This window comes from Azospirillum himalayense (assembly GCF_042657465.1).
Lineage (GTDB): Bacteria > Pseudomonadota > Alphaproteobacteria > Azospirillales > Azospirillaceae > Azospirillum > Azospirillum himalayense.
In genome coordinates this window covers 1-25,696 of sequence record NZ_JBHSLC010000038.1, presented here as the reverse complement: position 1 = coordinate 25,696, position 25,696 = coordinate 1, and the positions used below count along the sequence as shown (strand labels likewise).

Annotated in this window: 31 protein-coding genes; 11 read left to right on the top strand and 20 right to left on the bottom strand. The window is 65.3% G+C overall.

The features are described 5' to 3' along the window. The 3 genes from ACFPMG_RS18990 to ACFPMG_RS18980 form a co-directional block, all read right to left on the bottom strand. Positions 1 to 288 (bottom strand): hypothetical protein (locus ACFPMG_RS18990; RefSeq protein WP_465252027.1); only part of this gene is annotated, 288 nt, incomplete at its 3' end. Further along, positions 285 to 710 (bottom strand): hypothetical protein, encoded by a 426-nt coding sequence (locus ACFPMG_RS18985; protein ID WP_376996637.1) that lies wholly within the window; start codon positions 708 to 710, stop codon positions 285 to 287. The genes ACFPMG_RS18990 and ACFPMG_RS18985, both read right to left, overlap by 4 nt. A 583-nt stretch (positions 711 to 1,293) precedes the next feature. Beyond that, positions 1,294 to 2,316, bottom strand: coding sequence for a site-specific integrase (locus ACFPMG_RS18980; RefSeq protein ID WP_376996636.1), 1,023 nt, complete (start codon positions 2,314 to 2,316; stop codon positions 1,294 to 1,296). Between the two features lie 297 nt (positions 2,317 to 2,613). Between ACFPMG_RS18980 and ACFPMG_RS18975 the strand changes: the two genes are divergently transcribed. Continuing rightward, entirely contained in the window at positions 2,614 to 3,066 is a 453-nt protein-coding gene (locus tag ACFPMG_RS18975; protein ID WP_376996635.1) for a hypothetical protein, read from the top strand. A 175-nt stretch (positions 3,067 to 3,241) separates the two neighbouring features. Further along, positions 3,242 to 3,433 carry a hypothetical protein gene (locus tag ACFPMG_RS18970; protein WP_376996634.1) on the top strand — a complete coding sequence of 64 codons (192 nt, stop codon included), beginning with the start codon at positions 3,242 to 3,244 and terminating at the stop codon, positions 3,431 to 3,433. A 262-nt stretch (positions 3,434 to 3,695) separates the two neighbouring features. Here ACFPMG_RS18970 and ACFPMG_RS18965 read toward each other — a convergent pair whose 3' ends face one another. From ACFPMG_RS18965 to ACFPMG_RS18955, 3 genes are all read right to left on the bottom strand, one after another. Next, positions 3,696 to 3,854, bottom strand: a complete 159-nt coding sequence (locus ACFPMG_RS18965; RefSeq protein ID WP_376996633.1) for a hypothetical protein — start codon at positions 3,852 to 3,854, stop codon at positions 3,696 to 3,698. Further along, positions 3,851 to 4,066: a hypothetical protein gene (locus ACFPMG_RS18960; protein WP_376996632.1), complete on the bottom strand. Its 216-nt coding sequence runs from the start codon at positions 4,064 to 4,066 to the stop codon at positions 3,851 to 3,853. The genes ACFPMG_RS18965 and ACFPMG_RS18960 overlap by 4 nt, the downstream gene beginning before the upstream one ends. A 391-nt stretch (positions 4,067 to 4,457) precedes the next feature. Further along, a complete protein-coding gene (locus ACFPMG_RS18955; RefSeq protein ID WP_376996631.1) occupies positions 4,458 to 5,393 on the bottom strand; it encodes a replication protein RepA in 936 nt (311 codons plus the stop codon). Between the two features lie 438 nt (positions 5,394 to 5,831). On the opposite strand from ACFPMG_RS18955, the gene ACFPMG_RS18950 reads away from it, so the two are divergent. Further along, on the top strand, positions 5,832 to 7,202 hold the full coding sequence (locus ACFPMG_RS18950; protein WP_376996630.1) for a hypothetical protein: 1,371 nt from the start codon (positions 5,832 to 5,834) through the stop codon (positions 7,200 to 7,202). Between the two features lie 154 nt (positions 7,203 to 7,356). Here the strand turns inward: ACFPMG_RS18950 and ACFPMG_RS18945 are convergent, their stop codons facing one another. Then, positions 7,357 to 8,022 (bottom strand): AbiV family abortive infection protein, encoded by a 666-nt coding sequence (locus tag ACFPMG_RS18945; protein ID WP_376996629.1) that lies wholly within the window; start codon positions 8,020 to 8,022, stop codon positions 7,357 to 7,359. A 248-nt stretch (positions 8,023 to 8,270) separates the two neighbouring features. On the opposite strand from ACFPMG_RS18945, the gene ACFPMG_RS18940 reads away from it, so the two are divergent. The 3 genes from ACFPMG_RS18940 (at position 8,271) to ACFPMG_RS18930 (ending at position 11,856) form a co-directional block, all read left to right on the top strand. After that, positions 8,271 to 8,696: a plasmid mobilization protein gene (locus ACFPMG_RS18940; protein ID WP_376996628.1), complete on the top strand. Its 426-nt coding sequence runs from the start codon at positions 8,271 to 8,273 to the stop codon at positions 8,694 to 8,696. Beyond that, positions 8,693 to 10,669: an LPD7 domain-containing protein gene (locus ACFPMG_RS18935; RefSeq protein WP_376996627.1), complete on the top strand. Its 1,977-nt coding sequence runs from the start codon at positions 8,693 to 8,695 to the stop codon at positions 10,667 to 10,669. Before ACFPMG_RS18940 ends, ACFPMG_RS18935 begins: the two co-directional genes overlap by 4 nt. A 158-nt stretch (positions 10,670 to 10,827) precedes the next feature. Continuing rightward, positions 10,828 to 11,856, top strand: coding sequence for a DNA-binding protein (locus ACFPMG_RS18930; protein ID WP_376996626.1), 1,029 nt, complete (start codon positions 10,828 to 10,830; stop codon positions 11,854 to 11,856). 90 nt (positions 11,857 to 11,946) lie between these two features. Here the strand turns inward: ACFPMG_RS18930 and ACFPMG_RS18925 are convergent, their stop codons facing one another. Both ACFPMG_RS18925 and ACFPMG_RS18920 read right to left on the bottom strand, forming a co-directional pair. Next, positions 11,947 to 12,507, bottom strand: coding sequence for a hypothetical protein (locus ACFPMG_RS18925; RefSeq protein ID WP_376996625.1), 561 nt, complete (start codon positions 12,505 to 12,507; stop codon positions 11,947 to 11,949). 1,024 nt (positions 12,508 to 13,531) lie between these two features. Continuing rightward, positions 13,532 to 13,693, bottom strand: coding sequence for a hypothetical protein (locus ACFPMG_RS18920; protein WP_376996624.1), 162 nt, complete (start codon positions 13,691 to 13,693; stop codon positions 13,532 to 13,534). A 13-nt stretch (positions 13,694 to 13,706) separates the two neighbouring features. Between ACFPMG_RS18920 and ACFPMG_RS18915 the strand changes: the two genes are divergently transcribed. Next, complete coding sequence (locus ACFPMG_RS18915) at positions 13,707 to 14,033, top strand: helix-turn-helix domain-containing protein (RefSeq protein ID WP_376996623.1); 327 nt, start codon at positions 13,707 to 13,709, stop codon at positions 14,031 to 14,033. A gap of 4 nt (positions 14,034 to 14,037) precedes the next feature. Beyond that, positions 14,038 to 14,604: an ImmA/IrrE family metallo-endopeptidase gene (locus ACFPMG_RS18910; RefSeq protein WP_376996622.1), complete on the top strand. Its 567-nt coding sequence runs from the start codon at positions 14,038 to 14,040 to the stop codon at positions 14,602 to 14,604. Positions 14,605 to 14,677: 73 nt separating this feature from the next. Here the strand turns inward: ACFPMG_RS18910 and ACFPMG_RS18905 are convergent, their stop codons facing one another. The 7 genes from ACFPMG_RS18905 to ACFPMG_RS18875 form a co-directional block, all read right to left on the bottom strand. After that, complete coding sequence (locus tag ACFPMG_RS18905) at positions 14,678 to 17,035, bottom strand: DEAD/DEAH box helicase family protein (protein WP_376996621.1); 2,358 nt, start codon at positions 17,033 to 17,035, stop codon at positions 14,678 to 14,680. Beyond that, positions 17,032 to 19,062 (bottom strand): site-specific DNA-methyltransferase, encoded by a 2,031-nt coding sequence (locus ACFPMG_RS18900; RefSeq protein ID WP_376996620.1) that lies wholly within the window; start codon positions 19,060 to 19,062, stop codon positions 17,032 to 17,034. The genes ACFPMG_RS18905 and ACFPMG_RS18900 overlap by 4 nt, the downstream gene beginning before the upstream one ends. A 149-nt stretch (positions 19,063 to 19,211) precedes the next feature. After that, positions 19,212 to 19,574, bottom strand: coding sequence for a hypothetical protein (locus ACFPMG_RS18895; RefSeq protein WP_376996619.1), 363 nt, complete (start codon positions 19,572 to 19,574; stop codon positions 19,212 to 19,214). After that, entirely contained in the window at positions 19,571 to 19,780 is a 210-nt protein-coding gene (locus tag ACFPMG_RS18890) for a hypothetical protein (RefSeq protein WP_376996618.1), read from the bottom strand. Before ACFPMG_RS18890 ends, ACFPMG_RS18895 begins: the two co-directional genes overlap by 4 nt. A gap of 296 nt (positions 19,781 to 20,076) precedes the next feature. Beyond that, complete coding sequence (locus ACFPMG_RS18885; protein ID WP_376996617.1) at positions 20,077 to 20,223, bottom strand: hypothetical protein; 147 nt, start codon at positions 20,221 to 20,223, stop codon at positions 20,077 to 20,079. Between the two features lie 67 nt (positions 20,224 to 20,290). Continuing rightward, positions 20,291 to 20,443 carry a hypothetical protein gene (locus ACFPMG_RS18880; RefSeq protein ID WP_376996616.1) on the bottom strand — a complete coding sequence of 51 codons (153 nt, stop codon included), beginning with the start codon at positions 20,441 to 20,443 and terminating at the stop codon, positions 20,291 to 20,293. After that, positions 20,440 to 20,730, bottom strand: a complete 291-nt coding sequence (locus ACFPMG_RS18875; protein WP_376996615.1) for a hypothetical protein — start codon at positions 20,728 to 20,730, stop codon at positions 20,440 to 20,442. The genes ACFPMG_RS18880 and ACFPMG_RS18875 overlap by 4 nt, the downstream gene beginning before the upstream one ends. Positions 20,731 to 21,087: 357 nt before the next feature. Between ACFPMG_RS18875 and ACFPMG_RS18870 the strand changes: the two genes are divergently transcribed. After that, positions 21,088 to 21,948, top strand: a complete 861-nt coding sequence (locus ACFPMG_RS18870) for a type IV toxin-antitoxin system AbiEi family antitoxin domain-containing protein (RefSeq protein ID WP_376996614.1) — start codon at positions 21,088 to 21,090, stop codon at positions 21,946 to 21,948. Next, positions 21,948 to 22,901 carry a nucleotidyl transferase AbiEii/AbiGii toxin family protein gene (locus ACFPMG_RS18865; protein WP_376996613.1) on the top strand — a complete coding sequence of 318 codons (954 nt, stop codon included), beginning with the start codon at positions 21,948 to 21,950 and terminating at the stop codon, positions 22,899 to 22,901. The genes ACFPMG_RS18870 and ACFPMG_RS18865 overlap by 1 nt, the downstream gene beginning before the upstream one ends. 239 nt (positions 22,902 to 23,140) lie before the next feature. On the opposite strand, the gene ACFPMG_RS18860 is transcribed toward ACFPMG_RS18865, so the two are convergent. Further along, positions 23,141 to 23,419 (bottom strand): hypothetical protein, encoded by a 279-nt coding sequence (locus ACFPMG_RS18860; RefSeq protein ID WP_376996612.1) that lies wholly within the window; start codon positions 23,417 to 23,419, stop codon positions 23,141 to 23,143. A gap of 210 nt (positions 23,420 to 23,629) precedes the next feature. Here ACFPMG_RS18860 and ACFPMG_RS18855 point away from each other — a divergent pair, with 210 nt between their 5' ends. Then, entirely contained in the window at positions 23,630 to 24,019 is a 390-nt protein-coding gene (locus tag ACFPMG_RS18855) for a helix-turn-helix domain-containing protein (RefSeq protein WP_376996611.1), read from the top strand. An 80-nt stretch (positions 24,020 to 24,099) separates the two neighbouring features. Here ACFPMG_RS18855 and ACFPMG_RS18850 read toward each other — a convergent pair whose 3' ends face one another. From ACFPMG_RS18850 to ACFPMG_RS18840, 3 genes are all read right to left on the bottom strand, one after another. Then, a complete protein-coding gene (locus tag ACFPMG_RS18850) occupies positions 24,100 to 24,684 on the bottom strand; it encodes a hypothetical protein (RefSeq protein ID WP_376996610.1) in 585 nt (194 codons plus the stop codon). A gap of 176 nt (positions 24,685 to 24,860) precedes the next feature. Further along, on the bottom strand, positions 24,861 to 25,187 hold the full coding sequence (locus tag ACFPMG_RS18845; RefSeq protein WP_376996609.1) for a hypothetical protein: 327 nt from the start codon (positions 25,185 to 25,187) through the stop codon (positions 24,861 to 24,863). Between the two features lie 19 nt (positions 25,188 to 25,206). Then, positions 25,207 to 25,696: hypothetical protein (locus ACFPMG_RS18840; RefSeq protein WP_376996608.1), on the bottom strand; the 490-nt coding region annotated here is incomplete at its 5' end.

Below are 25,696 nucleotides of genomic sequence, written 5' to 3'. Positions count from 1 at the left end.
ATCGCGGTTGGCACCGCCATCGAGGACAACGATCGAGCCGGGCGTCTTCTGAGCCCGGTCGAAGACCTGCTTCATGGTCCGGCTCGACTGCTCCGGCTGACTGGCGTCGAGACCAAACAACCAGTACGGCCGCCCCGGCGCCGACATTGGTGGGGTGGAGCCGCGCAGGTCGGTCTGGATGAGGACCGGCTTGTACCCGGCCAAGCCGAAGGACAGCGACAGGAGGTGCGAGCAGGCGGTCTTGCCGCCGCCACCCTTGCGGCCGAGTACGGCGATCACCTTCATCATTTCAAGACCTCGGTGCTGTCGCCCAGTTGGTCAAAGGCCCGATCAAGCAAGGAGCGCAGGATCTCCGACGGCGAGGTCTTCTGGCCGGTGCGAACCCATTCCGCCGCAGCGATGCGGTCGAGGCGTTGAGCTTGGTCGACGCCGATGCTGTAGGTCACGTTCTTCACCTCACGGGCGGCCCTAGGCCGCCCGCGGCCACGGGCAGGCTCTTCTGGCGTTGTGACGGCCGGAACGGACTGCGGTGCCACAGCCGCGTCGGGAGCCGCCTGAGCGACCATCTGAACGGCCTCTGGGGCGACCGGCTCGGTCGGAACCTCGGGCTTTGTCCGGGTGCGGGGGCGCGAGGGATTGGCGAACGCCTCGGCGATGTCGCCGAAGTCGCTCGGCGGCGGCGGTGCGGCAGTTTTCTTCGGCTTGGCCATGTCCAAGAACTCCTTCGTCACGCCCTTATGCCATATTTTTCCCATTTTATCATGTGATAATAGCACCGTGGCACCGTTCATAATGAGCAAAATTTTCTCATGAAAAATAGAGCTGAGCAGTTTTCCGGGACGTCGGCCGAGCGGGTCTGGCCCGCAACCTGGTCGACGTACAGGTGGCCGCGCGCACCCACCACAGGGCACGCAAGGGCATCGTATTGCCGATAGCTCAACTCGTAGAACTCGTCTGGGGAGAGGGTCCGGCCGTCGACCTGAAATCCGGTTTGGAAACCCTCGAAGAGGGCGACTCCCTCGACACGGTTCGGCCACCCGGCCGCGGCCTCTATCGCCAGCTCGTTTCAGCGAAGACGGCTGGCTTCACTGCGTGGAGGATGCCACGTCCCGCGGTTCTGCGCCCGGAGCGGCCACAGCCACAAAGCGAAAGCGAAGGCTGGCTTCTTGTCGCGCGTCCAGGCCACGATAGCACCTAGCGGCGCGGCGATCTCCTCGGAGCGCTCGGACGCCGATGGGCAGACCTCATTGTAGACCCGGGCGATGTCGGCAACGTGAGATCGCCATTACCTCATCAAAGGAATCCTGCACCGGCGTGCTTTTTGAAAAGCTCGCGCCGTCGGACGTAGCCGCGCAGGGTGTCTAGGCTCTGATGACCGGACTGATCCGCCGCCCGGAACAGGTCGGCACCGCTGTCGATCGCTGAGGTCAAGAATCCCGCGCGCAGACTGTGGCCACCGAACTGGGCCGGGTCGAGGCCCGCGGCGGCGGCGCGTTCCTGAACGACCAGAGCGATGGCCTCGCCGCTCATGCCCTGTTCAAGCACCCGGCCGCCACGCAGAACGCGCCGGAACAGGAAGCCCCCAGCGATGCCTGCTCGCTCCATCCAGGCCTCAAGGTGGTGCACCGGCTGGAGCCGCAGCCCCCGTGGCACGCCGATGACGCGGCCGCGCCCTTCCTGGTCGGTCTTCGAGCGCGGAATCCGCAGCTCGACGCCGTCCTTCGCCCAGGTCAGATCCTCGACCCGGATGGCGGCGAGCGTCGACCGGCGCTGCGCCGTGGCCATTCCAAAGGTGAGCAGCGCGCGGTCGCGCAGGTCGCGCGCGCCGTCACCGGTGATCGCCCGCACCATGCGCTCCACCAGCTCGGCGGTGGCGGGCGCCTTCTGCGCCGGGGCGACCCCATGGGTTCGGCGGATGCCCTTGAGCGCCCGCTCGATGTCGAGCGCGCCCGGCATGGCGGTCGGGGCGGGCAGGCGGGCGGCGCGGTGATGATAGCCGATGGCGGCCAGCCGCCGCTCGATGGTCGCGACCTTGCGTCCGGCCGTCGCCTCGGCGGTCAGGAACAGCACGACCGCCGCGGGCTCGGTCGGCAGCGCGGACAGCCCGTGCCGGTCGCACCAAGCCTGAAAGATCCGCCAGTCGGCGGCGTAGGCCCGGCGGGTTGCCGGGCTCGTCGCGGCCGCCATGTACGCGCGGGCACCGTCCACCAGATCGGTGAGATCCGGCCGGGGAAGCGCCATTGCCGCGTCCGGGGGCGCCGGGAGGCTCTCCGCCCCGGGGGCCGTGCCCGCCGCCGTGCCTTCGTCGTTCGTCACCTTGCCCTCTGCTCCCCGTGTCCGCCTTCACCCGTGAGAAGACTATTTATCGCGACCTAACCCGGCGGCGCTCGGCGGGACAGCCCATGCACCTTCCCACATGGATCGCCTTGGCACAGCGCCACCGCGCTACAGAATATGGTTGACAGAGATCAACGCAAACATTAATGCAGATTCACCCTGTCTCACCGGCCGACATTGGCATGTGCAGGCAGGTGCAGGTGTAATAGACCTGCACCCACCCTAAACCCCCGGGGATCCGTTAGAGCGGGCGCCCCACAACAGGAGTCTGAACTCATGGTATCTGACAGCGGTGCGTCACGAAAGATTCGTCGCGCGGCCAAGACCCTGAAGGACGGTCAGCCGATCTGGGAGTTCCTGAAGGAACCGGACACGCGCGACCTCCTGATTCAGGGCGCTGAGGAGGGCGAGCCCTCGGTCGCCTACATCAGCAGCGAGCTGCTGGCGCGCTTCGGCACGCAGGTGAAGGAGATGCCGGTCCGCCAGTTCGTCGGGATGGCGGTCAAGGCGGTCATGGCTGAGGCGGGCTACCGCGTGGCCGAGACCGGCGTCCGCATCCCCGAGGATCCGGTCTTCAAGAGCGGCGCGGTTTACGAGAAGGTCGAGGAGGAGGAAGAGGAGGAGGCTGCCGATGACGCCGACATCCTCACGGCCATGCTCGGCGGCCTCGACGCGAAGCAGCTGCGCCGCCTGATCGAGCTGGCCGAGGAGGCGCTCGCCGTCCTGTGACCGGGCGGGGCGGGCTGACAGCACGATCGGAGGGAGGCTGCCAGGCAGCCTCCCTTTGCGTTTCAAGGTCCAGCTTCGGGACCGCGCAGCAACATGGGAAAATTGCAGCAAATTATTGAACAACACGACCGTTATTCGCATAATTCGGCTTCAACACGCATAAGAGGACTCCATCATGTCATTACCTCCGCCTGACCAGCGCGCTACAACCGTTTTGCAAAAAGAGGTTGATAACCTCAAAGACACGTACAAGAACTGTGCTGAAATCCTCGGCCCGAACATAACCCCTGCGGGCGCGCGGGCGCTGGATCGCATCAATGACGCCATCCTCGCCCTTAGCACGGAGCTTGAATCCCGGGGCGCCTGATCCACGCCACACGAACGCACCTGCCAGGTGACGCTGGGTAGCAGAGCCCCGTGAGATGTTCTGCCCCTCTGCTACTCAGTCCGTGCCCACGGCCAAGGCGTAGCGGCCGCCGCCCGGCGTCCTGCTCACCGAGGCATCCTCGGGCACGTCACGTCAAACACGGAGAACCCTTGGCGCAGCAGAAGTCGGCAGACGGCTTCGACCCTGGTCTCAGGACGCAGCCACCCGAGGGGTTGGACGTCCGGCCCCGCTTCCAACGCGCTCATGGCGTCGCGCCAGTGCGCCTCAAACTCGCGTTCACGACGGCGCGGGGGCGGTCGTCCGGAAGCTCGAAGCCGCCGATGACGTGCATGACGAACGGGTTGTAGGTGAAGTTGTACTTCAGCACCCCGTCGTACGGCGCGCCACAGGACAGCTTCAAGCGCCCAACGTGCGGGTGCCCGGTCGGGATGGCCAAGTCCTCGACGCGGAACAGCCAGACGCGCCAACGGTAGGCAAGGGCCGGTCGCCGATCTCCCGATGATCGTCCCAGGTCGCCGCCTTCGGGCCGCGAAGCGTCACCGCCGGGGCGATCTCCACCGGATGGCCGGTGAAGCCGGGCAGCGTGCGCAGGACGGACAGCGGCATCGACATGGAACCATTCGTCAACACCGTTGCCTCGCCGGTAGGCGGCCAACCGGTCCGTCACCACCCCTTCAACCCGCCGCAGCTCCGGCTCGCCGACGGTCGTCGGGAAGCCAAACAGCGCAGCCGTGGCAGCGTGACAAGACTCCCCATTTCCTTGTCATCCAATTCGATCTCCTTGTGGGCAAGGGGGGTGGCAAGGACAAGGTGGAAGGCTGACCGGCGGAAGGCGTGACAAGACTCCCCATCGCGGGCGGGTGGGCGTCCGCAACGGGGCCAACCGGCCTCGGAAATCCTCGGTTCTGCCTTGGCGCTGTGCCCAAGGTGCACACGGCGGAGACAGCCGGTTATGCTTTCGAGAAGGAATTCGGGATGGATGACAAGGAAATGGGGAGCCTTGTCACGCCCCCCGCGGCGGCACTGGCGGGTCGCTCGGTCGCAGCACGACGCCTTCGGGACGGATGTCGACCATGGCGTTCGGGTAGGCGGCAATGGCCTTGCGCAAGCAAGGCTCGAAGCGCCGCTTGAACTGGCGCGTTTCCTTGTAGTTCGGGCCGAACTGACCGCGCAGCGCCGCCCAGGTGATCGGCTCTTCGTGGCGGATCGCCCGCATCCGGTAGGCCAGCCACACGTAGGCGTCGAGCGCGACCGGCTCGTTGTGCAGCATGCGGATCGCCTCGTCTTGCAGCATAACTTTGTGTTCAAGCAGGTGCTTCACAAAGGCGGGGTCAAGAGCGACGTGGTCGTCCCATAGGCGCCCCTGGTCACCGTTAGCCTCGTCGCTGTTGCTAATGTTGCCGAACATCCCAGCGCGGATGATGTGGGTGGCTTCAAACCGGCTGCCGCCGCCAGGCAGATCCCAGAAGAACTTCATGGAGCAGGCGGCCAGCCGGTGAATCTGGTCAAGGACTCGTTCGCCGGTTTCGCTGCCCCAGCCGATTCGCAGGCGGCCTTCGATGAAGCTGCGCAACGAGCTGCCCAAGGGAACCACGTTTGACTTCGTCATGACCGCCTCCGTTTGGAGGTAGATCATGAGCAGTCGGGCGTAGGACCCGTATGGAACGCCGAACCGGCGGGTGCGCTTCCGCACCCGGATTGACCCGGGATCGATCACGAGGGTGACGTGGTGCCCGACCTTTTCCCAGCTGTCCGTTGCTGGAATCTGTTTGTACGGAAACGCCGTCAGGGCGAAGCCGGAGTAGGAAAAGGCCCGCTTCATGGCGTCGTCGGCGAGGACGTGCGCAGCGATCGGCACCACGTCACGCCACTCTTCCGGCACGCGGCGTTTGGCTTCATCCTCGCCAAACTGCATGACCAGCTGGTGAATTCCGGCCATGTGCCTCTCCGTTGCCCGACCATGAGAGTGCTGGGGACGAGGGTATCGCGTCAACGGGGAGTCTTGTCACGCACCCTATAGATAACCTGTAGATTCTATACCTGTAGATTCGTGACAGGACTCCCCGGGATAACCCCGATTCGCGTGACTAGACTCCCCACACCGCGTGACCAGACTCCCCGGGATAACCGGCGGCCCTGTGGGCCGAATCGCGGAACCGATCCTGGCGCCGAGGCGACTCGCCGCGGCCGTCGCGTCAGGGCTGGTCGGTCGCTGGACAATGGCCAACGCCTGCCATAACGTTGAAAGGGCCAGTCGTTCTCGAATCAGCGCGCCCACAGCGCCGTCGGGACCTTTTGGCAGTGATGCTGCGTCCGCCCGCGGAGTGTTTTTGCCGCTTTTCAGATCCGTGCTCGGATAGGCGCGGAAGGCGGCGGCATGTCTGCTGGCATCCAACTCAAATTCCCGGTTGAGCTCGATCCGGTCGAGCCGCGCGTCCTGCCTGGCTGGGGGTGGTGGACCTTGAACCGCAGGCTCAAGGGCGGAGGGCTGGCCCAGAAGGCCTACACGCTCGAGAAGTTGGATTTCGTCCTCGGCCACGTCCGGCGTGATGTCGACACCTACATGAGCCAGGCATTCTTCACCGGGCCGACCCGGCGGGCCATGCACTTGGCTTACGCGACGCACGCCTACGTCGACCTCGACACCTATCGCGCCGAGCGCCTGCGCGGTCTGACGGCCGCGCAAATCGCCGGGTTGCTGGTTCTGCACTGCCGCGACGAAGGCATCCCGCTTCCGACCCGGATCATCGGCAGCGGGCGGGGGATCTATCTCAAGTATTTCTGGTCCGCGCCCATCCCCCGCGCCGCCGCCGGGCGGGCGGTTGCCGTCAATCGGGCGCTTGTTCGCCTGTTCAGCGACTTCGGCGCCGACCCGGCCGCGGTGGACATGAGCCGTATCCTGCGGGTCATCGGCACCGTGAATTCCAAGAGTGGCGTGGTCGCTCGCGTCCTGTGGTCGCACGACCAGGGTGGCCAGCCGGTCACCTACGACTTCGATTCCTTCGCGGACGAGGTTCTGCCGTACAGCCTCGACCAAATCCGCGAGTTCCGCCAACGGGCCGAGGAGCGCCGGGCCGAGATCCGCATCCTTTCCCAGGAGAAGGCCCGGCGCCGGGCCCAGCGGGAAGCCGAGGAACGCCGCCGAGGCAGCCAACGCGCGTTCTGCCGCGAGGACTGGCACTGGGGCGTCCTTGAGGACCTCCGCACGCTCGCCGAACTCCGCTATCCCGGTGGCATCGTCGAGCCTGGCCAGCGCGACCTGTTCGGCCATTTCGGCGCCTGCCAGCTGGCTATGGTCATTCCGGTGGGCCAGCTGTGGCACGAGGTGCAGGCGTGGGCGCGCATCCTGCTCCCCGCGGACTACGTTGGCGGGGAGTTCCACCGGCATACGTCGAGCTTGCTGGAACGGGCCAAGCGCGCCGCGGCCGGGGAGCGTGACGCGCAGGGGCGTGCGCCCGTCTGGACCTACCGCAAGGACCGCATGATCCAGCAGCTGCGGATTTCCGGCGACGAGATGGGCCGCATGACGCGGCTCATCGACGACGGTGAGAAGCGACGCCGGGATCGTGAAGCCTGGCGGGCCGCCCACACCGGTCAGAGTCGCGCGGAGTACGAAGGGAACGCCCAGCATCGCGCCCACCAGGCGAAGGCCTTGCGGGAGTCCGGCCGAACCTGGGGCGCGGTCGCCGCGGAGCTGGGGCTGCCGACGCCAGACGCGGCGCGTCTGCTGGCGCTCCGCGCCCGCTGAAGGAACCGTACAGGTCCTCCCTACATCTACTCTGCGAAGCTCAGCCTTAACCCCCTTCCTCTTCCATCCCCCGCCGCGGGGTTCCCTTGCAAGCATCCACCGCGGGCTTGCACCTTGGCGCCCCTGCCCGCCAGCAGCCTCCGTTCCGGCCGCCTCACGGCGCCGGAGTGTCGACGACGTCCCCGTGTCCGCTTCCACCGGGCTTCGCGGCGGCGATCCTCTCGAAGAGGGACGCGACATGATCGGCCCGGGTTAGCGAGTGATCGGAGTAGCCGATCAAGGCGTCGTCCAGCGTTTCGATGGCCAGGAGCAACAGCTCCCAGGCGCGCTCCGGAGGTACGGCCGCGCGTGGTGTGGTGAAACGCCCGTTGACCCGGGCGCAGTAGAGGCCTGCCTCGCGCGTCGCGGTGAAGCCGCCACCTTCGGCCTCCGTCTGCAACCGCGCGCAGGCGTCTCGACCAAGCGCCTGCACCAGCCGTTCGCCCATGAACACCGTCGGCGTGATGGCCATGCGGTGCTTCGCCTTGTGGTCGAGCAGGGGGTCTCGGCCCTTGGCTCGCCCTTCGGCGAGGTCCTTCCGAAAGATGGCGACGTGGGCCTTGGCCGTCTCCTCAATCGCTGTGATGGCCAAGAACGCGGCCGTGTTGGGTGCCCCCTTGGCAAACAGGGTTGCCGCATCCTCCAGCAGGGAGACGACGTGGTCGAAGGCGGCGTTGAAGTCCTCTACCTTCAGCTCGCCGTAGAGCCCACCGCCGTAGGCGATGGCGGCCTCCACCGCCGCCAGACCGGCGTCCCCTGGTGCTCTCTTCTCATCGCTCATCCTGGTCCCTCCTCAAGTCAACGATCGTCAGCAGCAGAACGCCGCAGGGGTGCCGATGCCGTCGCCTTCTGGCCCGTCGAACAGGTGGCTGTGGCTTGCATCCGTCCCCCGTAGCTTCAAAGCAAAGAAAGCAAAGAAAGCCAGCCAATGGGTGCGCTATCCGCGCCCCCAGCTGGCCAGGGGGAGGGCAAGCCCTCCCCCGTGGTCCCCCACCCAAGCCGACCAAGTCCCAGACCAGGACGCCGACCATGCCAGACACCGCCATCGTCACGCATGACGCCCCCGCCCGCCGCCGCGGCACTGAAACTCGCCAGCGCCGCCTTCAGGTCCTCGTGCGCCTCGACGAGGCCGAGGAGCGCCTGCTGGGCGAGCGGGCCGCTTCGGCGGGGCTGACGCCGTCCGACTACCTGCGCCAGGCCGCCCTCGGACCGGTCGCTCGCGTCCGGCTGCCGCCGCCGGATCCGCGCGTCGAGAGCCTCCAGCGGCTTCTCGGCGAGCTCGGCCGGGTCGGCAACAACGTGAATCAGATCGCCCGCGCGCTGAACGTGGCCCTCAAGGCGGGCGAGACCCCTGCGCCAGACGGCGCCGCCATCGCGGACGCCGCGGTCGCCATCAAGCGCATCGAGCGCGAGATCCTGGCCACGCTCGGCGTCGAGGAGATGCAGCCCGCATGATCATCAAGGCCTCGCGCAGAGCGGCCAGCGCCGCCGACGGCTCGAAGCTCCTCGCCCACCTCCTGAATGGCGAGAAGAACGAGGCCGTATGCGAGGTCACCGGCGACGGCAGCGTGAAGCGGACGATCGACCTGGGGCGCGCGCTGGCGAAATCCTCCAGGGAGGGCAGCTGGAGCATCTCGATCAGCCCCGCCAGACCGCTCACCGATGAGCAGTGGGACCGCGCCTGGGCGCTCTTCGCCGCGGCCTACGGGCTGCCGGACGACCACCCGCTGGCCAGGGTGCGCCATACCAAGAACAGCCGCCAAGCCGTCCGCGCGCGCGCTGGTGACCGGGCGGATCATGAGCACGCCGCCACGCCGGAGCGGACGTTCGAGGGCCGCAAGATCTCCCCCTTCAAGCACTACGTCATCAACGAGCGCATCGCGCGCCAGCTGGAAGTCGAGTTCGGGCACCCGCTGACCAAAGGCCGCCACAACAACGCGGTGGCGCGCTGGTGCCGGGCCCACGGCCTCGAGCATGTTGCCGCTGGAATGGTCGCCGCGGGCTTGTGCGAGGACGAGGCCGCGCGCACGGCCCTGCCGGACGCCGAGCGCCGGGCGGACGAGCGCGTCGGGCGCAACCCGTTCCACGCCCTGGATACGCTGCGCGACGCCCGCGACGTCGCGGCGGCCGCCGAGCCCGGCCAGGGCGGCGCGGCCTTCCGCGCCGTCATCGAAGAGGCCGGTCTGGTGCTGGCGATGGGCACCCGTGGCCCCGTCGTCGTGGACCCCGCGGGCCGGGATGGCGGCGGCGTGGCCAGCGTCGCCAAGCGCCTTCAGCTGAGGGCTGCCGAGGTCCGTACCCTCCTCGCCGACGTGCTGACCGACCTGCCGGTCATCGAGGCCCGCCGGGGCGCCGAAGTGCGCGCTTGGCTGGAGCAGCATGCCCCGGAGGTCATCTCCACCCCCCAGGAACCGCAGATGGAGGACGCCAATGTGGCCGTGGAAGAGGGAAACGCCCCCCGCCAAGGAAAACGCAAAGACAACGCCCCCGTCACCGTCAGCACCGCCGCGCCGCGCGACCATCAGCCGTCTGCCGTGGTCACTGTCGCAGCTGGCGTCGCTCCTGGACGGCACGGTGACGGACGAGCAGACGATGGACACGCTGAGGGCCCGCGACCGGCGGGGTATGTCGGCGGCCGAGTTCGCCCTGTTTCGGACGGCGGTCACGGTGGATCGGGTCGAGACCCAGCTGGCGGAACTCTCCACGCCGTCCCAGAGCGAGCAGGACAGCCTTCAGGACGTGGCGGACACGGTCCGGGCCACCGCGGAGGCGGTAGTGCGCCTCGAGGAGCGCCAAATCCGCATCGAGGGGCAGCTTTCCGTGGTCGTGCGGCTGCTGGACGAGCTCGCGAAGCCCTCACGCGGCGCGGGACCGAGGATCTCCGCCAGGTGACCGAACGCCTGCGCCGCGGCCCAGGGCCCGCATGGGCCGTCGAGTGCCCGCCCTGGGATCCTCAAGAGGACTCAGCCCGGCGTGCGGCATGGCGCGCCGGGCTGCTCCGCCAAGCGTACGACACCGGCTGGCTGCCGCCGTCCGTAGTGCGCAACATCAGGTGGATCGACATCGATCGCCGCGCCGGAACAGTCACCCTGACTCTCGTCACCGGCGCCAAGCTGATCGACACCGGCGACCGCGTAGAGCTCCACGGTCGCACTGACGATGTCGGCGTCCGTGAGATTCTGGCTGCCGCCGACCGCCGGGGGTGGGGCGCCATCGAAGTCACCGGCTCCGACGAATTCCGCCGCCAAGTCGCCGTGGCCGCCGCCCTCCGGATTCCACCGATCGTCGTCACCAACGTCGAACTCTCCCCCGCCGACCAAGCCGCTGTTGACCGCATTCTGGCACACCGCGGCCGGGGTGGTACGGCCTCCCCGCCCCAGGTGGCCCCGCCGGTCGACACCGACCTTGCCACCTCGGCGCACTACTGACCCATCCCCGTCGTTTTCCTTCGCTGGAACGGCTCCGGCGACCGCGCCGGTGTGCGCTCACTGGCCGATCGTCATGTGTGACGCGGATATTGACGGCGTTATCGTAACGACGATATTGTAACAATAACGGATATCACCGTTATTGATCGGAGGGCGCTATGGCTGGCGAGGAGAATGTTTTCCGGCTCGAAGCGGGTGAGCGCGTAACCGAGACCGAGGTTCATGCGGCCTGCGACCAGCTGGTTGCTGAGGGGGCGGAGGTGACCCGGCGTGCCGTCCTTCAGCGGGTTGGGCGCGGCAGCATGACGACAATCAGCCGCTACGTGACCAGCTGGGAGGAGCGCCAGCGCGCCCGTGTCGAGGCCCGCGACGTGGAGCTTTCGCCCGACGAGCAGGATGCCGCGCTGATGTTTGCGAGGCAGATGGCCCAGCGGTTGACCGAGCGCCTGCGTCGTGAGGCCGCCGAAGAGGTGACGGGGTACAAAGATGCTGCCGAGCGCGAGGCCCGCCGGAGCGCCGAACTCGCCCGCGACTACGACGCCTTGAATGCTGAAAAGGAGGGCGTGATCGCCGGGCTGCGCACCGAAATCGACCGCCTTCAGGACGAGCTCACCCAGGCTCAGGCCGACGTCGCGGTGGCCACGGCGGTCGCGAGCGATCTGGACAACCAGCTGAAGACCCAGGTGACGCTCACCACCGCCGCTGAAACCCGAGCGCGCGAAGCTGAGGCGCGGGTCGAGGACGCCGTCGCGGCGGCCGCGGAAGCGCGAGGCCGTGCCGACGCCTTCGCGGCCGACCTGGAGCGCGCCCGTCAGACCGAGCGCGGCCTGCGCGACGAGCTCGCTGCGGCGATCGCCGCGGGCAAACAGACCGAAAAGGATCTTCGCGCCGAGCTCACCACCGCCACCGGCGCGCTGGCCACCGCTCAGGCCGCCGCGGCCGAGCAAACGGCTCAGTTGGAGGCTGCCCGTGCAGCCGTGGCGCGGCTCGAAGATCTGGTGAAAGCGACTGACCGCCGTGCCGAGCACGAGGCCGCGGATCGGCAGGCGGCGGAGCAGCGCGCCGCCGCGGCCGAGGCGGCTCAGGCCCGACTCGAGGGCGAGATCCAAGAACTCCGGGCGCGCGTGATGACGCTCGAAGCCGCCGCGGCGAAACCCGCCAGCACTTCTCCGGATCGTCATGCGTGACGAAGCGGTGCAGCCCGCGCCACACGGTCAGTCAACGGGGGCCGCGGCAGTTGGCAAGGGCGGCGATCGCCGCCGCGGCCGCCGGGAAGGCTACGCAGCGCGTTGCTGGCTCAGCGTCCGGAAGGCACGAGCCTGTTCGTGGGCCGACACCGGTTCCACGCGGCAGCTGGCCGACATCGACTCGACGCCATCAAGCCAGCCGCCAGAGGCAGCGCGGCCGTAGAGCGTCTCGGCGAGGCGGTTGAGCATGTCCTGGTGCTCGTCGTAGAGGGCCGGGTCCTGGGCCTCGTCGTCGACTAGGTCGAATTCGGCGTGGATGTCGACGGCCTGACGGGTGTCGGCGAAGTCGATGGAGACGGTTGCGCCGCGCCCGGTCGCCTGGACGGCGAGTTCGGCGGTCGCGCGCAGGTCGGCGAGCAGGTCACGTATTGACTGGCCGGTGTCCGGCTGGCTGGTCGATGCCTTGTAGACGTTGAGCCCGCCCAGCTGCCAGCCGCCACTCGCCATCCCGTCAATGAACACGCGCGCGTGGCGGCCGATGCGCTCCAGGTCGGCGAGCCCGTCTGAAACCGCGATGTCGTTGTCGATGATGGTCGCGCCAGTAGCCGCAGTTCCAGCCAGAATGTCGGCCGGACAAATGACATCTTCCATATGTACCCCCTGAACCTCGACGTTGTCGAGAGCGAGTTCGCCTCGTTCTCCGCATTGTATTTTGGTTCGTTTTCCAAAAGGCGACGAACGTCTGGAGAAATTTTTCGTTAGCATGCTGTGTCTTTTGTTTTACTGGCTGTGCCGCGTGGCGGCATATATCTATAATTACATGCACAACACCGGGGCGCATTTTCCAGATCCTGGGGCGCCCCGCACGATCCGATGGGGGCGGGTTTTCGCAACCCGCCCGGCGCGCTACCCGTCCGCACCGTTGCCCGCGGAGGGGCGTGACCCAGGCCCTTCTGAGGGGGATAGCTGCCGTTCAAGCTCGTCGAGGCGGCACAGGAGCGCTTTGCGTTCCCGCTGGTTCCGGTGGAGCAGGCGCATTGCTCGGACCGTCGGCGGGCCGTAGAGAACGGCCGCGCCCGCCGCGACCAGAAGCAGGAATCCAGCGATGATCTGCACCGTCGTCATCACCTTTCCACCTCATCCGCCCGAAAACGCCTGCCGTTCCTTGGACAATCCACGGAAAGCTCTGTCCGGGGCACACCACTAGGCTGACGTCGGCGCCGTCTGGTGCGCGCCACCATCCATTCAGCTCTGACCAGCACCCCCAAGGACCGGCCGCGTGATTTCGCCCACCGAAGATGGTGCTGATGCGTGGAGACAGGTGCACGGGAAACCTTCTTGGGCCATGGCCCGTACGTTTACTCGCCTCCAAGGACGTCTTGGGTGGCTCTCACGGTGGGCTGCGGTGGATGTATCATCCGCGCCCAATGTCCCCTTCGCACCGAAGCAGGAGGGGATGGCCTCTATCCGGCGTCGTGATTTCACCCACCAAAGGCTCGGCGGAGGTGCGGCAAGCCTTCCGGCGGAGATGTGACCGGCACCGCTCGCTTGGCCTTGGGGGTATCGGTCGCGGTCACGGTAGGTTTGCCGTGCAGGTGCAAGGTGGGAGGGCGATACTGGCGCCCTCCGGCAAACGATCGCTCCTTGGCGAGCTGCTGGTGGCGACCGCCGCCCGTCAGTCTTTGTTGGAGAGAAGCATGCCTGCCCTGAAGCCCCAGTAGGCGCTTTGAAAGGCAAGGAACAGCGCCCAGAAGGGATCGATCGGGAACACCAGGTTAACCGTCCAAGCAAGAAGGGCGCTGAGGGCGACGGCGAGAAGGGCAGCGACAAACGACATGAGAATCTCCAGGATGGGCGATACCGCCTTTAGGCGGGCAGGGTTGTCGAAGAAGCTCACATGGAAAAAGGTCGCGGAGGATTCGGGGGTCAGCGCGTCGACCCTGACACGGATGGCTCAAGGCAAGAGGCCGGACGTCGACAGCTTGGCCGCCCTGCTGGCCTGGTCTGGCCTTCACGCCGACGACTTCGTGCGGGTCGAGGGGCACCGGCCATCCGAGGCCGACTCGTTGGCGAAGATCACGGCCTATCTGCGCGCGGACCCCAATCTCTCCGAGGAGGGCGCCTCGGCCCTTGAAGCCCTTCTCAAGTCCGCATACGAAAGGCTGAGGAGGGACTGACGGAATGACGCTCCGCCGCGGCTTCAAGAAGGAGGCCAACGACTACGCCCGGGAGTTCCGCAAAGAGCTCGGCCTCGCCGCGCACGACCCGCTCTGCCCTTGGCAGCTGGCCGAGCACTTGGCCATTCCGGTGGTGCCCATGTCGGAGTTCGCCGCGGTGATGGCGGCCGAGCACCTGGCCTACTTCTCAGGATCGGGTCAATCCGTCTTCTCCGCGGCGACGGTGTTCCACGGCACGCGCAGACTGATCGTTCACAACGACAACCATCATCCCAACCGGCAGGCCGCCAACTTGGCCCATGAGTTGGCGCACGGCATCCTTGGCCATCCGCCATCGCCGCCACTCGATGACCATGGCTGCCGGAACTTCGACCGGACGATCGAGGACGAGGCCAACTGGCTCGGCCCGGCGCTCCTCATTTCCGAAGAGGCGGCGATGCACATTGTCGAGACAGGAATGACGCACGCCCGGGCCACGCAGGTCTACAAGGTGAGCCGTGACCTTCTGCTGATGCGCCTGGGCGTGTGCGGTGCCGAGCGCCGCGTCGCGCGGCGCCGGGCACGCTGGTAGCCCGTCGCCGGGGTATCCATGAGGACGCCCTGACGACGGGAACGGCTATGTGGGATTCGTGTCGTGTCCCAAGTTAGGCTTTCAGAGCGGCCTCAACAGCCTTGGCCACCGTGGCCACGTGCTGTGCCTTGAGCTTGCTGGTCGACTTCGTCACCGAGAACACCGTGAAGCCGTCCTTCTCGTTCAGGCACTGCACCTGCTCGTTCCAGCGGCCGCGGGCGAGGAGACGGACCAGAACCTTCCGCTGCCCCCTCTCGTCCCGGATGTTCAGCAGCTTCACCCCGGCATCCTTGAGCAGGATGTGGGCCCCCTTCGGGTCGATCGCGAACACCAGATCATCCTTCCAGACCAGGAAGTCTGGGAAGAAGTGGCGGCTGTCGCCCTTGTGCAAGAGCGGTATCGAGTAGCCGCCGTTCACCGGGTTCCTGGCCCAGTCCAGACCGGTCGCGTCGATGGCCTCAGCGACCTCGAGCTCAAGCGGGTTCAGGTCGTAGGCGTCATGAAGGGCGTTGTCGAAGTGCTGCGCCTTGTGCGGGTTCACGTGCACCGCGCCGACCGTGTACAGGTTCTCCTCCTCGAACATCAGCTCGCTGTTGTCGAGGTAGATGTCCACGATGGACTCCGCCTCCCTGCGTAGGGCCGCGGCGGCCGGGCTGGTGATCTCGATGCGCGCATCGAAGCGCCGATCCGACCAGTCGATGGCCTTTGCGACGTCGGGGTACAAGCTGAGCATCTCGCGGCGCATGATCCAGCGTGCCATCACCCGGTTGGAATGAGGCGTGTCGAGCTCGATGACGTCGGCCTTGCCGCCGCCCGCGATCTCCATTCCGGCTTGCTGGATAGCCCCTTTGCCGACCGTGTGCTTGGTGTCGTTCGTGTAGTCGTGGAGGTCGGCCACGGCTTGGTTCAGCGGGCCGACAGCATCGCTGGCGTCCGTGTGGATCTCCGGAATGAATTTCTTCTTCTTCGGAGCCTGATGAGCTCGCTGTCGGTCTTTAGGATCGACGTACCCTTCAATCTTCACCTCGGGCATCTCGGACCCAAGATTCTTCTGCACCGCTTTGAGGATCTTGGGGAATTCTTGCTTGTTGTCGACCCGAATGAAGAAGGAGGCGGTGTTGAGGTCGGGGTCGGGGAAATGCTTCGCCCCGGGCTGCCGCAGGACGCGCCCGATAACCTGCTCGACCTCGATCGCCGAGCCCATCGACTTGTCGATGTAGGCGCAGCACACCGCCGGGTCGTCCCAACCCTCTTGCAGGCTTTGATTGAAGATGATGTGCTTGTAATTGCCCGCCGTGAAGGCCGCAAAGTCCTGGTCACCGCCCGAGAAGAGCTTGAAGTCGGGGGGCGGAGGGTTCTCCGAGCGGTCGAACTTCAGGTCACAGTAGACGGCAATCGACTCCGGATCGACCTTTTTCTGGTCGACCAAGTAGCGCCATATGAGGATCGGAGCCGCTTTTCGCTGTTCGAACGGCTTGGACGGCAGGTCCATGCTGCCGTCGTCCTGGCTCTTGTTGGTCAGGCAGACATAGATCGCCTTGGGCTCGAACCCGGCCTGGAGGTCCTTCGCCTTCTGGCTGGCCACGCCGATGGTCTGCATCATATCGTCGATCATGGTTTCCATGATCGACGTGTAGCCACCCAGCACGATCTGGCGTTTGACCAAGCCAAGGTCCACCACCGCCTTGCTGCGCACAGCGGTGACCAGGCAGGCGAACGTTTCCTCCTTGGTGTCGTCCAGCGGCTTGTCCGACCAGCCATGGTCCTTGAGGCGGTCGATCATCTTGCCGAGCTTGCCCGGCGTCTTCAGGGTCGCGCTCGCGACCAGAATGGCATCCGGCTCGAGCTCGAACAGGAAGTCGACTTGCTGGTCGGCCAGGTTGTGGCCCTCGTCGTACACGACAATCAGCGGCCGCCGCTCACCCGAGCCCGCCTTGCGCTTCGCCAGGGCGCTCCACAGCGAGATGTTGCCGTTGTCCTGCTTGACCTGGTGAACCCGGAGCGTGCCGTCGCTCTTGCCCTTCTGGTTGAACGCACCCACCGTGGTCAGCACTAGGAACGGTGTATTGCCGTCGCCGATCGCTTCCGGTGTCAGCTCGGACAGGTACTTTACGGTGAATGATGGGTCGATGAGGTGGCTGTATTTCCCGCCCGGTTCAAAGTTGGCGTAGGTCTGGTCGACGACAACCTTGGCCTTGGAAATCCAAAGGACGATGGGCTGAACCGGCAACGTGGCTCTGATCTGGCTCACGGCGTCGGCAAGCATGGCCGTCTTGCCTGCGCCGGTGATCGCCGATAACGCCTGGTAGAACGGCACCTCCCAATTCTTGTGCACCATGGGGCGCATCGGATCGGTGAGGAGCTTGTGGAAGCGGTTGACGATTTGCTGAGCAGCGCGGGCTTGGAAGGGGAGGAGTTCAATGCTGCTCATGCAGTGTCACCTTCTAATTCTTCTTGGTTGGCATAGTACGGCTGGACCGCATCGTTGAAGCCGATCTTCTCCAGGATGCGGTCGGGGATCTGGTAAAACTCGATGTTCGGACCCGAGTAAACCAGCTGCCGGGCGTAGACGTGGTACGGGGCCGTGAGGTTCGCGGCCTTGGCCTCCTCGGCGATTTTGCGGAACGCCACGCGGTCGAGGATGGACGGCTTGTCGGGCCCGTTCCAGATGAGGAAGAATCCTTCGCCCCGGGCGCTGATCGCGAACAGATGGGCATGCTCTCCGGCGGGCAGGCGCCGGAGGTGAGAGGACGCCCGCTCACGCTGGTCCCAGTGCGCGGTCAGAAGGAGGTCGAGCATCTCCTCACGCTCGAGGGTGAGCACCGCGTCAGCGTCGACTTTCGTGGTCAGCTTCGAGAAGCGGAAGCCGCCCGACAGAGGCTCTGCACCCTGGATGACCTTGCCTTCCTTGGTGACCCGCTCGCCCGTGATGGCGCGCTTCAAGCGCAGGCAGGTCAGGGTGCGCGCGTAGGCGTCGCCGCGCTCAGGACGGCCCTGCTCGATGAGGATGAAGCGCCGATCCTTGTTCAGTTTCTGCTTGTCGTCCTTGCCGTTTTCCGAGGCCGTGTCGCTTTGTGCGGCCTCGCCGGTCGTCGGCTTCACGCGGTTGTCCGCGTTGAGTTCGAGGACGGCGTGCCCAGTGGTGCCGCTTCCGGCGAACGGGTCGAGCACGATTCCTTTCGGCGGACACCAGATCTGGATAATCTTCTTGAAGAGCTTCAACGGCTTCACGGTCTCGAACCCGTGGTCGCGGCCGACCAGAGCGTCGAGTTCCTTCAAGCCAGTCTGGCTGTGCCCGGACTGCTCGTGGTCCCAGGAGGTGGTGCCGAGGACGTCGGGTTCGTCGTAGGTCTCGTCGGCCCAGTAGGTCATGGGCACGACGCCCTTCTTGACGTCCTTCAGGTACACCTTGACGCGGAAGTTGCCCAAGCCGTTGTCGCGCCAGTAGCCGACCGGCCAGGTCCCTGCCTTGAGGACCGCCTCCGCGGCTTCCTTGGCTTTGGCCAGAGAACCCTTGATGACCAGCGCCTTCGCCTTGCCGTCGCCGAGGTCCTTGGAGGTGTAGGTACACCCCCACGCCTCGAGCATCTTCTTCATGCGCGGCCGCTCGGCGGCCCAGCACCGGCCGCCGCCGGGGTACATGAGCTGACCGGTGAAGGGTGACTGGATCGCGTAAACCTGACCATAGTGGCTGTCCGCACCGGGACCGGTCAGATCCCCAGGAGCCCACGGTTCCGGATCCCCGTCGATGGAGCTGTAGCGCGCGTTCATCGCCTCGCTGCGCGGCAGCAGGATGGTCTTCGCGCGGTCGATGTTCTTGGCGTAAACCAAGACGTACTCGGTCGACGTCGAGACGTGGGTGCGCTTACCGACATTGTTCTTCGGCGAGTAAGACTTTTGCCAATTGATGATGGCGATGCGGTTGGCCTCGCCGAACATTTCGTCCAGGACCATGCCCAGGCGGAAGAGCTCGCGGTGGTCGATGCAGATTGCCAGCACGCCGCCCGGCCGCAGCATCTCCTTCATCATCCAGAGGCGTGGCACCATGAAGCGCAGCCACTTGCTGTGCCGTGAGCCGTCCTCGGCGGGGACCAGGGCGCCGAGGTCCGGGTCGTTCGGATCCTCGTCCCAGCGGTCGTTGTACCGGAAGTCCTCGCCCGTGTTGTACGGCGGATCGGTGACGATCAGGTCCACCTGGCCGCGGTACTTGTAGAGCGAGACCATCGTTTGGAGGTTCTCGCCCTCGGCGAGCATGTTGCAGGCCTGCTCCTCCTCGGTCCCCCAGCAGAACTTTGGCTCGATCTTCTGACGCCGGGGCTGGACGCGCCGGATGATGCGCCATGGCGGTGTCTGCCCGGCGTAGGAGAGGCGGAGGCCTCCGGCCTCGTCGGCGTCACGTTCCCGAAGCAGCCGGAGCAAGTCTTCCCGGCTGTACCCGTCGTAGTCCCTGGCGGTCATTTTGCTTGTCAACACTGAGGAATCCTTGAGCAGCCGGGATACTACCCGTTCGTTATGGTGATGTCACCGAGGCCATGAGCACCACCGGCGGTTTATCCCAGCCGCAGCGGAGCCCCGGTGAAACAGGGGGGTTAAACCGGACTAGGGGTCTAAGCGCCTCCGGTTTTCAAAGCCCGGACGGCCTCGGCCATCATGATGGTGGTGATGCGTTCCTTCGCCTCGGCCGACGGCTCAACGGACGGCCCGGTGACGGCGTAGAGGCTGTTCCGGATTCGCACTAGGCCACGGTCGAGGTCGACCGCGATGACCGCCGACGTGAGCCACCGGCGGCCCTCCGGCGTGTCGCCGAACAACACTGTCTCGACGGTGCGCACCGTTCCGATCGCCACCCGGACAGCCACGATGCACCAGCCGCTGATGGTGTCCTTCAGCGGGCCCGGCTCGATGTGCGCCGCCAGCTGCGCAAGTTCCTCGGCGGTCGCCACGCCGACGTCGATGTTGGCGTCCGTCATCGCGGGCCATCCAGCCAGGTCAGCACCTCGTCGAGCGACGCCCGGACGGTCACCGCGCGGCCACCAGGCAGTTGGAGGACGGTTTCGTCCTGGCACTCATCCCGGTCGCTGACGGCCAGCACCGTCCCGAGCTTCACCGCATGACGAAGACCGTCCTCGTCCGTCATGACGATGAAGCGTCCGACCCGAACACCCTGCATCGACATTGCACGCCTCTCATTTCCTCATGCAAAATGGCGAAATGGCATAATGACCGCCGGGCTCAGCCTCACCGCTTCGGCGACACCGGCGTCCAGTTCGGCCAGATGCCCCCGCGGGTGCCGCATCGGGAGTAGCACACCCGAACCGTCGGGAACGGGCGATCGGCGCCAAGGCGCTCGATCAGGGTGGCGGAAGAGACGTTCGCCTCATGGCCGCACCGGCTGCACGAGCAGCTGGCATGAGTGAGGCCCAGCTTCACGAAGTGACCAAGCGACGGCGCCGGACCGTCGTAGCGGCCCACTTAGGCATCGCGCTCGGCCAGCCAAACGTAGGCGAGCATCCCAGCCACCCCGATGATGGCGGTGGCAGCACACCAGCGTCCCCAGCCAACGAACAGGCCAGCGATGCTGGTGGCGACATAGATGGCCAACAGGCTCCATCTCACCATTCGGGCTCGGCGCCGTTCCATCTTCAGCGCACAATCCGCGCGGCCACCTCGCGGGCCGCTTCCGCCGTCATCGGGCACTCGACCAGGTGCTCGAGCGGTGCGGCGAGACCAGCAGCAGGCCGATCGGCAAGCCGCCCTTGGCGAGGCGATCGAGCTCCTCGGCCAGCCAGGCGAGGACGTCATCGGCGTTGTCGAACGCGGTGTCGTCACGGCGGGTCATGCGGTCCCCCGGGTGCGCGTCTTGAGGAGCAGGATGTCCTCGGGGCTGTCCATCACCTTGCCGACCTTGGCCACCAGCTTCGGCTGGCCGACGATCTCCATCCCGGAGAAGCCGCGGCCGAGCAGCGGGTACGACAGGATGCAGCCGCCGACGGCACCGCCCGCCATGCCGAGTTCAGCCTCGACCCAGGCCGCCTCTTCAGAAAACCGGATGACCGGCCGCCCCAGACGCAGCGACGCCCCGTCCTGGGTGCGCCGGTACGGCTGCCAGACGAACGCTTTCCTCATTCGCCCCTCCATCAATGGATTCAATCCCGGAAAGGGATTTCGTTCTCTTTTTGTTCGACTGACAAGTGGAGCTGAAGTTGTATGAGCCCCTCCTTTGATTCCTCATTTTGACGCCTCACCTTTTCACATGAGGAAAATGCATAATGAGACAATGGCGACCATGCAAAGCGACTTTATTGGCTTCGGCGTCTGCTTCCAAGCCCCCACCTTTCCACCGGTCGGGCTCGCGATGGATTTCAACGGTCTACCTATCGCCAGCTGATAGATAGGCTGTACAAATTAATCGAGAGCCCTTGCGACGGCGATGCCATTAGATTAAATTGTATGGCCTATCTATCACCAGCTTGGAGATGGACGATGAATTTCGACCTTCGCACCTTGGGGCCCCGGGAAGCCCAGGTGGTGCTCACGCTCGAGGCGGAGAAGGCGAGCGTCGTGACCATCGAGCGCATCCGGGAGATCGCTGACGTGGCCGCTTCCGCGGCCATGAACCTCGCGTCCCGTCTGGCCAAGAAGGGCTGGCTGGAGCGGGTGACCCCGGGGAAGTACATGCTGGTGCCCGCCGAGTACGGTCCTGAGCGCACCGGTGAGAACAACGCCCTGGCCCTGGCGTCGACGGTGCTGTCACCGTCGTACGTCGGCTGGTGGGCGGCCGCCTCCTTCCACAGCTTTACCACCCAGAAGCCCTTCACGATCCACGTTGCCGCGACCAGGCAGGCTGCCAGTCGGGAGATCCTGGGCAGCGACGTCCACTTCGTGAAGGTGGCGTCGAGCAAGTTTTTCGGCTGGGAAGAGCGCGAGCTCTACGGGCGCCGCGTCACGGTGTCCGACGGTCCGAAGACGGTGCTCGACTGCGTGGACCGCATGGACCTGTCCGGCGGTCCGGCTGAGGTCGCGCGCATCGTCTGGGGGGCACGGTCGGTCGATCCGGAGCTTCTGGTGGACTACGCGGAGCGTCTGGGCTCCGTTGCAACGGCGCAGCGCCTGGGCTTCCTGTGCGACATCGTCGGCCGCCCCCTCGAGGGGCCGCCCCGGGAGCGGTTGCGCGCCCTGATTCCGCGGTCAGCGCGGGTCATCGTCGGGCGCAAGGATGCACAAGACGGTGACATTGGTTATGTTCGCGAGTGGGGCGTCCTCGCCCACATCTCGAAGGATGCGTTGCTGTCCGACGTTCCCCGTGTTCGGTCGTTCGGCATGAGAGCCAAGAAAGTGACCTGATGCTGACCGCCCAACAGCTTCAACTCGTGTCCCGGCAGTCCGGGGCGCGGAACATCGAAAACGTCGAAATCGACATCATCCTCACCCATCTGCTGCAACTAATGCATGAGCGCGGCTTGGCCGACCACCTGGCGTTCAAGGGTGGCACGATGCTGCGCAAGATGATCTTCGGGCCGCAAGGGCGCCTGTCCACCGACCTGGACTTCACCAACGCCTCGGACATGGACGTCGACACGATGTCGCTGGCCGTCGCCGATGCCCTTCAGGAGCCCTACCGCGGCCTGACCTTCGACCTTGACCTTGATCGGGACTGGTACGAGACCGAGGACGGGTGCGGCATCAATCCGAACTGCTGTCACGCCGGTAACCCATCTGGACGCCACATCAAAATCCAGATCAGTTTCCGCGAGCAGCCCGTTCTGCCGGTCACGCGCATGCCGCAGCTGTCGCAACCCTACTTCGGGATGCTCGATTTCACTCCGGTTGACGTGCCCTGTCTGGCCGTGGAGGAGATCATATCCGAGAAGATCCGGGCGGCCTGCGAGCGCTCCAAGCCTCGCGACCTGTACGACCTCGCGGAGATCAGCAAGCGTCCGCTTGACCATGACACCGTGCGCTCCCTGGCGGTGTGGAAGCTCTGGAAGTCCGGCAAGGTCGGCCTGAGCTACGAGCGCTTCACCGCGCAGGTCTCCAACGGCCAGAACTACGACCTGAACGACCTCAAGCAGCTGCTGCGCAAGGACCAGCAGCCTGACCTCGAGGCCATGATGCGCACGGCCATCAACGGCTTCCGCTTCCTGGACCAGCTCACACCGGAAGAGAAGGCGGCGGCGGCTAACGTGGGGCGCCGTGACCCTGAGAGTACCAAGCGGCTGATGACAGACCTGCAAGCGCGGCGCACGCTCAACCCAGGCTTCAACTTGGAGACTATTGGCCAGCATTGGCAACGTTAGCAGAGGGCTGAGCGGCGGCCCTGGGTAACGTTCCGACTTACGCAGCCGTAGGCTGCCCCTGGCGCGGCATTTCCATCATGCGAAATTCCTCTCATTGGAAATGAGACTATTAAAGCATGATCAAAATGCCGCGCTCTAAGTGTAGGCGCCCTCTGCGTTGGGTGCTCACTGGGGACGGCCGGGTGGACCGTCAACCCCTTCTCCAGGGTGCGAATGGCTGCTGTCTTTCGCGACGTTGATCACTCCACAACGCCGTAAGCGTCCATTTCCCCAACGTGCTTGCCCCAGCCCGCGGCCTCGGCTTTGCCGATCAGCTTCACAGCAATGGCAACAGAGGGTAGCCGCGCCTGCCCTCTGGCAGGCTGGTAGTGGCCGTTGGGGCGCTTCCAGATGAACCGGTATCCACGATGGCTGGTGCCATCAGTGTACTCGTACCGGCACCATTCAAAGCACAAGGCCCAACCCTCGTGGAGCTTTTCCTCCACACTCTCCAAAACGACGACACGGTTTGCGGCCATGAAAAGGCTCCTTCTGCAATAGTTTGCGGATGCTACGCACATGTGCCGCACATAAATGGCACATGTGTCGCGCATGTGCAAGCCGGAAGGATGAGCGGGCCGGTCCCCTGACAGCGTTATGAGCGTTCATAGCCCTTTAAAAACTTATTGACCTTTTATGTTCGTTTGCGCACTCTGCGCACAGAGAGCGGCTTTGAAGGGACACACGCGATGAACACTGAACTGCTGTCACCCGAGCAGGCGGCCGAGGTGCTGGAGGTCACGCCGAAGACGGTGCGCACTTGGCTGGCCGCCGGTGACCTTGTTGGGATCAAGATTGGCAAGAGCTGGCGCATCCACCGCCGTGACCTCGACCGGGTGGTGAACGAACAGCTTTTTCTCGCCCGTAAGCAGCGGGCGGAAAAGGTCTATCCAGATGTGGAGTGGATCCGCGGTCAGTGCCGGGAGTGCGGTTTGCTGATGCCCGAGCCTGCGAGGAACGGACATTGGGTGTGCTCGACGGAGTGCCTTGGCGCCTACAACGCCAAGGCTGCGGCGATCGTGGGGCGGAACACCGAGGAGTTCGCAACTTGCTGCGGCGACGTCGTGCCGCCGTTCTGATGAGGCTAAGCCTCATTTTCTCATTCAAAATTGTTAAATGAGAAAGGCCCCGGACGAGCACCGCTGTCCGGGGCTTTTTTTCAGCGCGCTGCGCGGAGCAGGCGTTCCTGGTGGTAGAGGTGAAAGCCCTGCTTCGCCACGTCCTCGCAGGCCTTCTTCCAGTCCGGAACCCCGAACGCTACGCGGCCGCGAAGCTCACCATCGAAGGAACGGTCGTACCACCAGGCGTCACCGCCCGAGGGCGGTGGCAGGGTGCTTCCCGCGTCACGCCGGGCGGTCAGTGCGACTTGACGCCCGTTTCCAGCCCGGAAGACGTGGAAGGTCGTCTGATCGCGGCGCTTGTAGCGGGTTGCTCGGGAGAAAGGCGCGCCGGAGGTGACCTTCACATTTTGCTGGTCGATGACGTAGCCCCGGCGCTCGAGCACCTGACGAATCATGTGCCCCAGCATTTGTTTGACCCGGTCGTCGAGGATCGCGGCGCCGAACTCAGCGAGCAGCGGTTCGTCAAGAGCTTCGGCCGCGGGACGGCCCAGATTGGACGCGGTCTCAAGGCGAACGATGTTCACCTCGCTGTTCAGCCATGGCCAGAGCTTCTGGCCCAGGTCGGTTTCGTACGTGCTGACGTACGAGCCAGCCTCATAGGGAGGGTAGTCAGCAGTGACCATTGGAGACCTCTAGCGCTTTTGACCAGTCAAATATGACGTGTCAAAAACAGCTTGTCAAGGTCCCGGCTGCGATCGCCGGTTACATGACGGCCGTGCGCGGCCGCGCGGGTTACCTGGATGCACAACCACCGAGCCGTGCTCGCCTCGACCGTATACGCGGCAATACAAGCACATTTTTACGGATGGGTAGGGAAAAAATAAGGGATTGTGGCGTTGTATGCTCCGAAAAGCTGGTTGTCGCGGTTTATCTGAACGCCCGCCGCGACCCTATTTAGGTCCATATTGTGCTGTGTATTTTGTGTGTGAACGGTTGAGCTAAACTTTTCTCTAAGCTCAGCTTCCTTTATTTCTTTCTCGATTACAGCTTTTGTTGTTGCCTTGTCGTGCTCGCTTTTGAGTTCCAAAAGTCGCCGATAAACGTCGAGCAGTTCTTTTTTGTCCTGGCTTTCGGTTATCTGGCCCTCAAGGAAGGCTCTGCATTTGTTAAAATCATCGCTGTTCATCGTATGAACTCCCTATTCACTATGGAGATACCGTGTGTTCGGCCGGAATGCCGAGCAGGCCAGCGACCTCATCAAGTAGCTGGCGACCAACCTTGCGCACGTTGGGCCCGCTCTCCGGGTTGCTGTGGTCGAGCAGGGCCTTCGCCGAGCGCAGCCGCGGCACCATAGTGGCCAGCCGCAGGCCTTCGGTGCGAGCCATGAAGTCCACCACGTACTCGTCCTTCAGGAACGGCTCGAGCTCCGCCTTTCGACCCGGCCAGCGGTTCAGCAGGATGCGCACGGGCACTTGGCCTTTCAGCAGCTCTTCGATGTGCTGCCGGTCATCGGCGCCGACCTCGAGGTCCTCGGGACCGTCGGCAACCGGGATGATGACCAAGTCAGAGCGCTTGGCCAGTCCCTCGTCGATGGCATCGCGGTTGGCACCGCCATCGAGGACAACGATCGAGCCGGGCGTCTTCTGAGCCCGGTCGAAGACCTGCTTCATGGTCCGGCTCGACTGCTCCGGCTGA

Bases quoted from the DNA above. Each gene is read 5' to 3' on its own strand.
- ACFPMG_RS18985 (WP_376996637.1), bottom strand. From the start codon at position 710: ATGGCCAAGCCGAAGAAAACTGCCGCACCGCCGCCGCCGAGCGACTTC.
- ACFPMG_RS18975 (WP_376996635.1), top strand. From the start codon at position 2,614: ATGGTATCTGACAGCGGTGCGTCACGAAAGATTCGTCGCGCGGCCAAG.
- ACFPMG_RS18970 (WP_376996634.1), top strand. From the start codon at position 3,242: ATGTCATTACCTCCGCCTGACCAGCGCGCTACAACCGTTTTGCAAAAA.
- ACFPMG_RS18960 (WP_376996632.1), bottom strand. From the start codon at position 4,066: ATGTCGATGCCGCTGTCCGTCCTGCGCACGCTGCCCGGCTTCACCGGC.
- ACFPMG_RS18955 (WP_376996631.1), bottom strand. From the start codon at position 5,393: ATGGCCGGAATTCACCAGCTGGTCATGCAGTTTGGCGAGGATGAAGCC.
- ACFPMG_RS18950 (WP_376996630.1), top strand. From the start codon at position 5,832: ATGTCTGCTGGCATCCAACTCAAATTCCCGGTTGAGCTCGATCCGGTC.
- ACFPMG_RS18945 (WP_376996629.1), bottom strand. From the start codon at position 8,022: ATGAGCGATGAGAAGAGAGCACCAGGGGACGCCGGTCTGGCGGCGGTG.
- ACFPMG_RS18940 (WP_376996628.1), top strand. From the start codon at position 8,271: ATGCCAGACACCGCCATCGTCACGCATGACGCCCCCGCCCGCCGCCGC.
- ACFPMG_RS18935 (WP_376996627.1), top strand. From the start codon at position 8,693: ATGATCATCAAGGCCTCGCGCAGAGCGGCCAGCGCCGCCGACGGCTCG.
- ACFPMG_RS18930 (WP_376996626.1), top strand. From the start codon at position 10,828: ATGGCTGGCGAGGAGAATGTTTTCCGGCTCGAAGCGGGTGAGCGCGTA.
- ACFPMG_RS18925 (WP_376996625.1), bottom strand. From the start codon at position 12,507: ATGGAAGATGTCATTTGTCCGGCCGACATTCTGGCTGGAACTGCGGCT.
- ACFPMG_RS18920 (WP_376996624.1), bottom strand. From the start codon at position 13,693: ATGTCGTTTGTCGCTGCCCTTCTCGCCGTCGCCCTCAGCGCCCTTCTT.
- ACFPMG_RS18915 (WP_376996623.1), top strand. From the start codon at position 13,707: ATGGGCGATACCGCCTTTAGGCGGGCAGGGTTGTCGAAGAAGCTCACA.
- ACFPMG_RS18910 (WP_376996622.1), top strand. From the start codon at position 14,038: ATGACGCTCCGCCGCGGCTTCAAGAAGGAGGCCAACGACTACGCCCGG.
- ACFPMG_RS18905 (WP_376996621.1), bottom strand. From the start codon at position 17,035: ATGAGCAGCATTGAACTCCTCCCCTTCCAAGCCCGCGCTGCTCAGCAA.
- ACFPMG_RS18900 (WP_376996620.1), bottom strand. From the start codon at position 19,062: ATGACCGCCAGGGACTACGACGGGTACAGCCGGGAAGACTTGCTCCGG.
- ACFPMG_RS18895 (WP_376996619.1), bottom strand. From the start codon at position 19,574: ATGACGGACGCCAACATCGACGTCGGCGTGGCGACCGCCGAGGAACTT.
- ACFPMG_RS18890 (WP_376996618.1), bottom strand. From the start codon at position 19,780: ATGTCGATGCAGGGTGTTCGGGTCGGACGCTTCATCGTCATGACGGAC.
- ACFPMG_RS18885 (WP_376996617.1), bottom strand. From the start codon at position 20,223: ATGGTGAGATGGAGCCTGTTGGCCATCTATGTCGCCACCAGCATCGCT.
- ACFPMG_RS18880 (WP_376996616.1), bottom strand. From the start codon at position 20,443: ATGACCCGCCGTGACGACACCGCGTTCGACAACGCCGATGACGTCCTC.
- ACFPMG_RS18875 (WP_376996615.1), bottom strand. From the start codon at position 20,730: ATGAGGAAAGCGTTCGTCTGGCAGCCGTACCGGCGCACCCAGGACGGG.
- ACFPMG_RS18870 (WP_376996614.1), top strand. From the start codon at position 21,088: ATGAATTTCGACCTTCGCACCTTGGGGCCCCGGGAAGCCCAGGTGGTG.
- ACFPMG_RS18865 (WP_376996613.1), top strand. From the start codon at position 21,948: ATGCTGACCGCCCAACAGCTTCAACTCGTGTCCCGGCAGTCCGGGGCG.
- ACFPMG_RS18860 (WP_376996612.1), bottom strand. From the start codon at position 23,419: ATGGCCGCAAACCGTGTCGTCGTTTTGGAGAGTGTGGAGGAAAAGCTC.
- ACFPMG_RS18855 (WP_376996611.1), top strand. From the start codon at position 23,630: ATGAACACTGAACTGCTGTCACCCGAGCAGGCGGCCGAGGTGCTGGAG.
- ACFPMG_RS18850 (WP_376996610.1), bottom strand. From the start codon at position 24,684: ATGGTCACTGCTGACTACCCTCCCTATGAGGCTGGCTCGTACGTCAGC.
- ACFPMG_RS18845 (WP_376996609.1), bottom strand. From the start codon at position 25,187: ATGAACAGCGATGATTTTAACAAATGCAGAGCCTTCCTTGAGGGCCAG.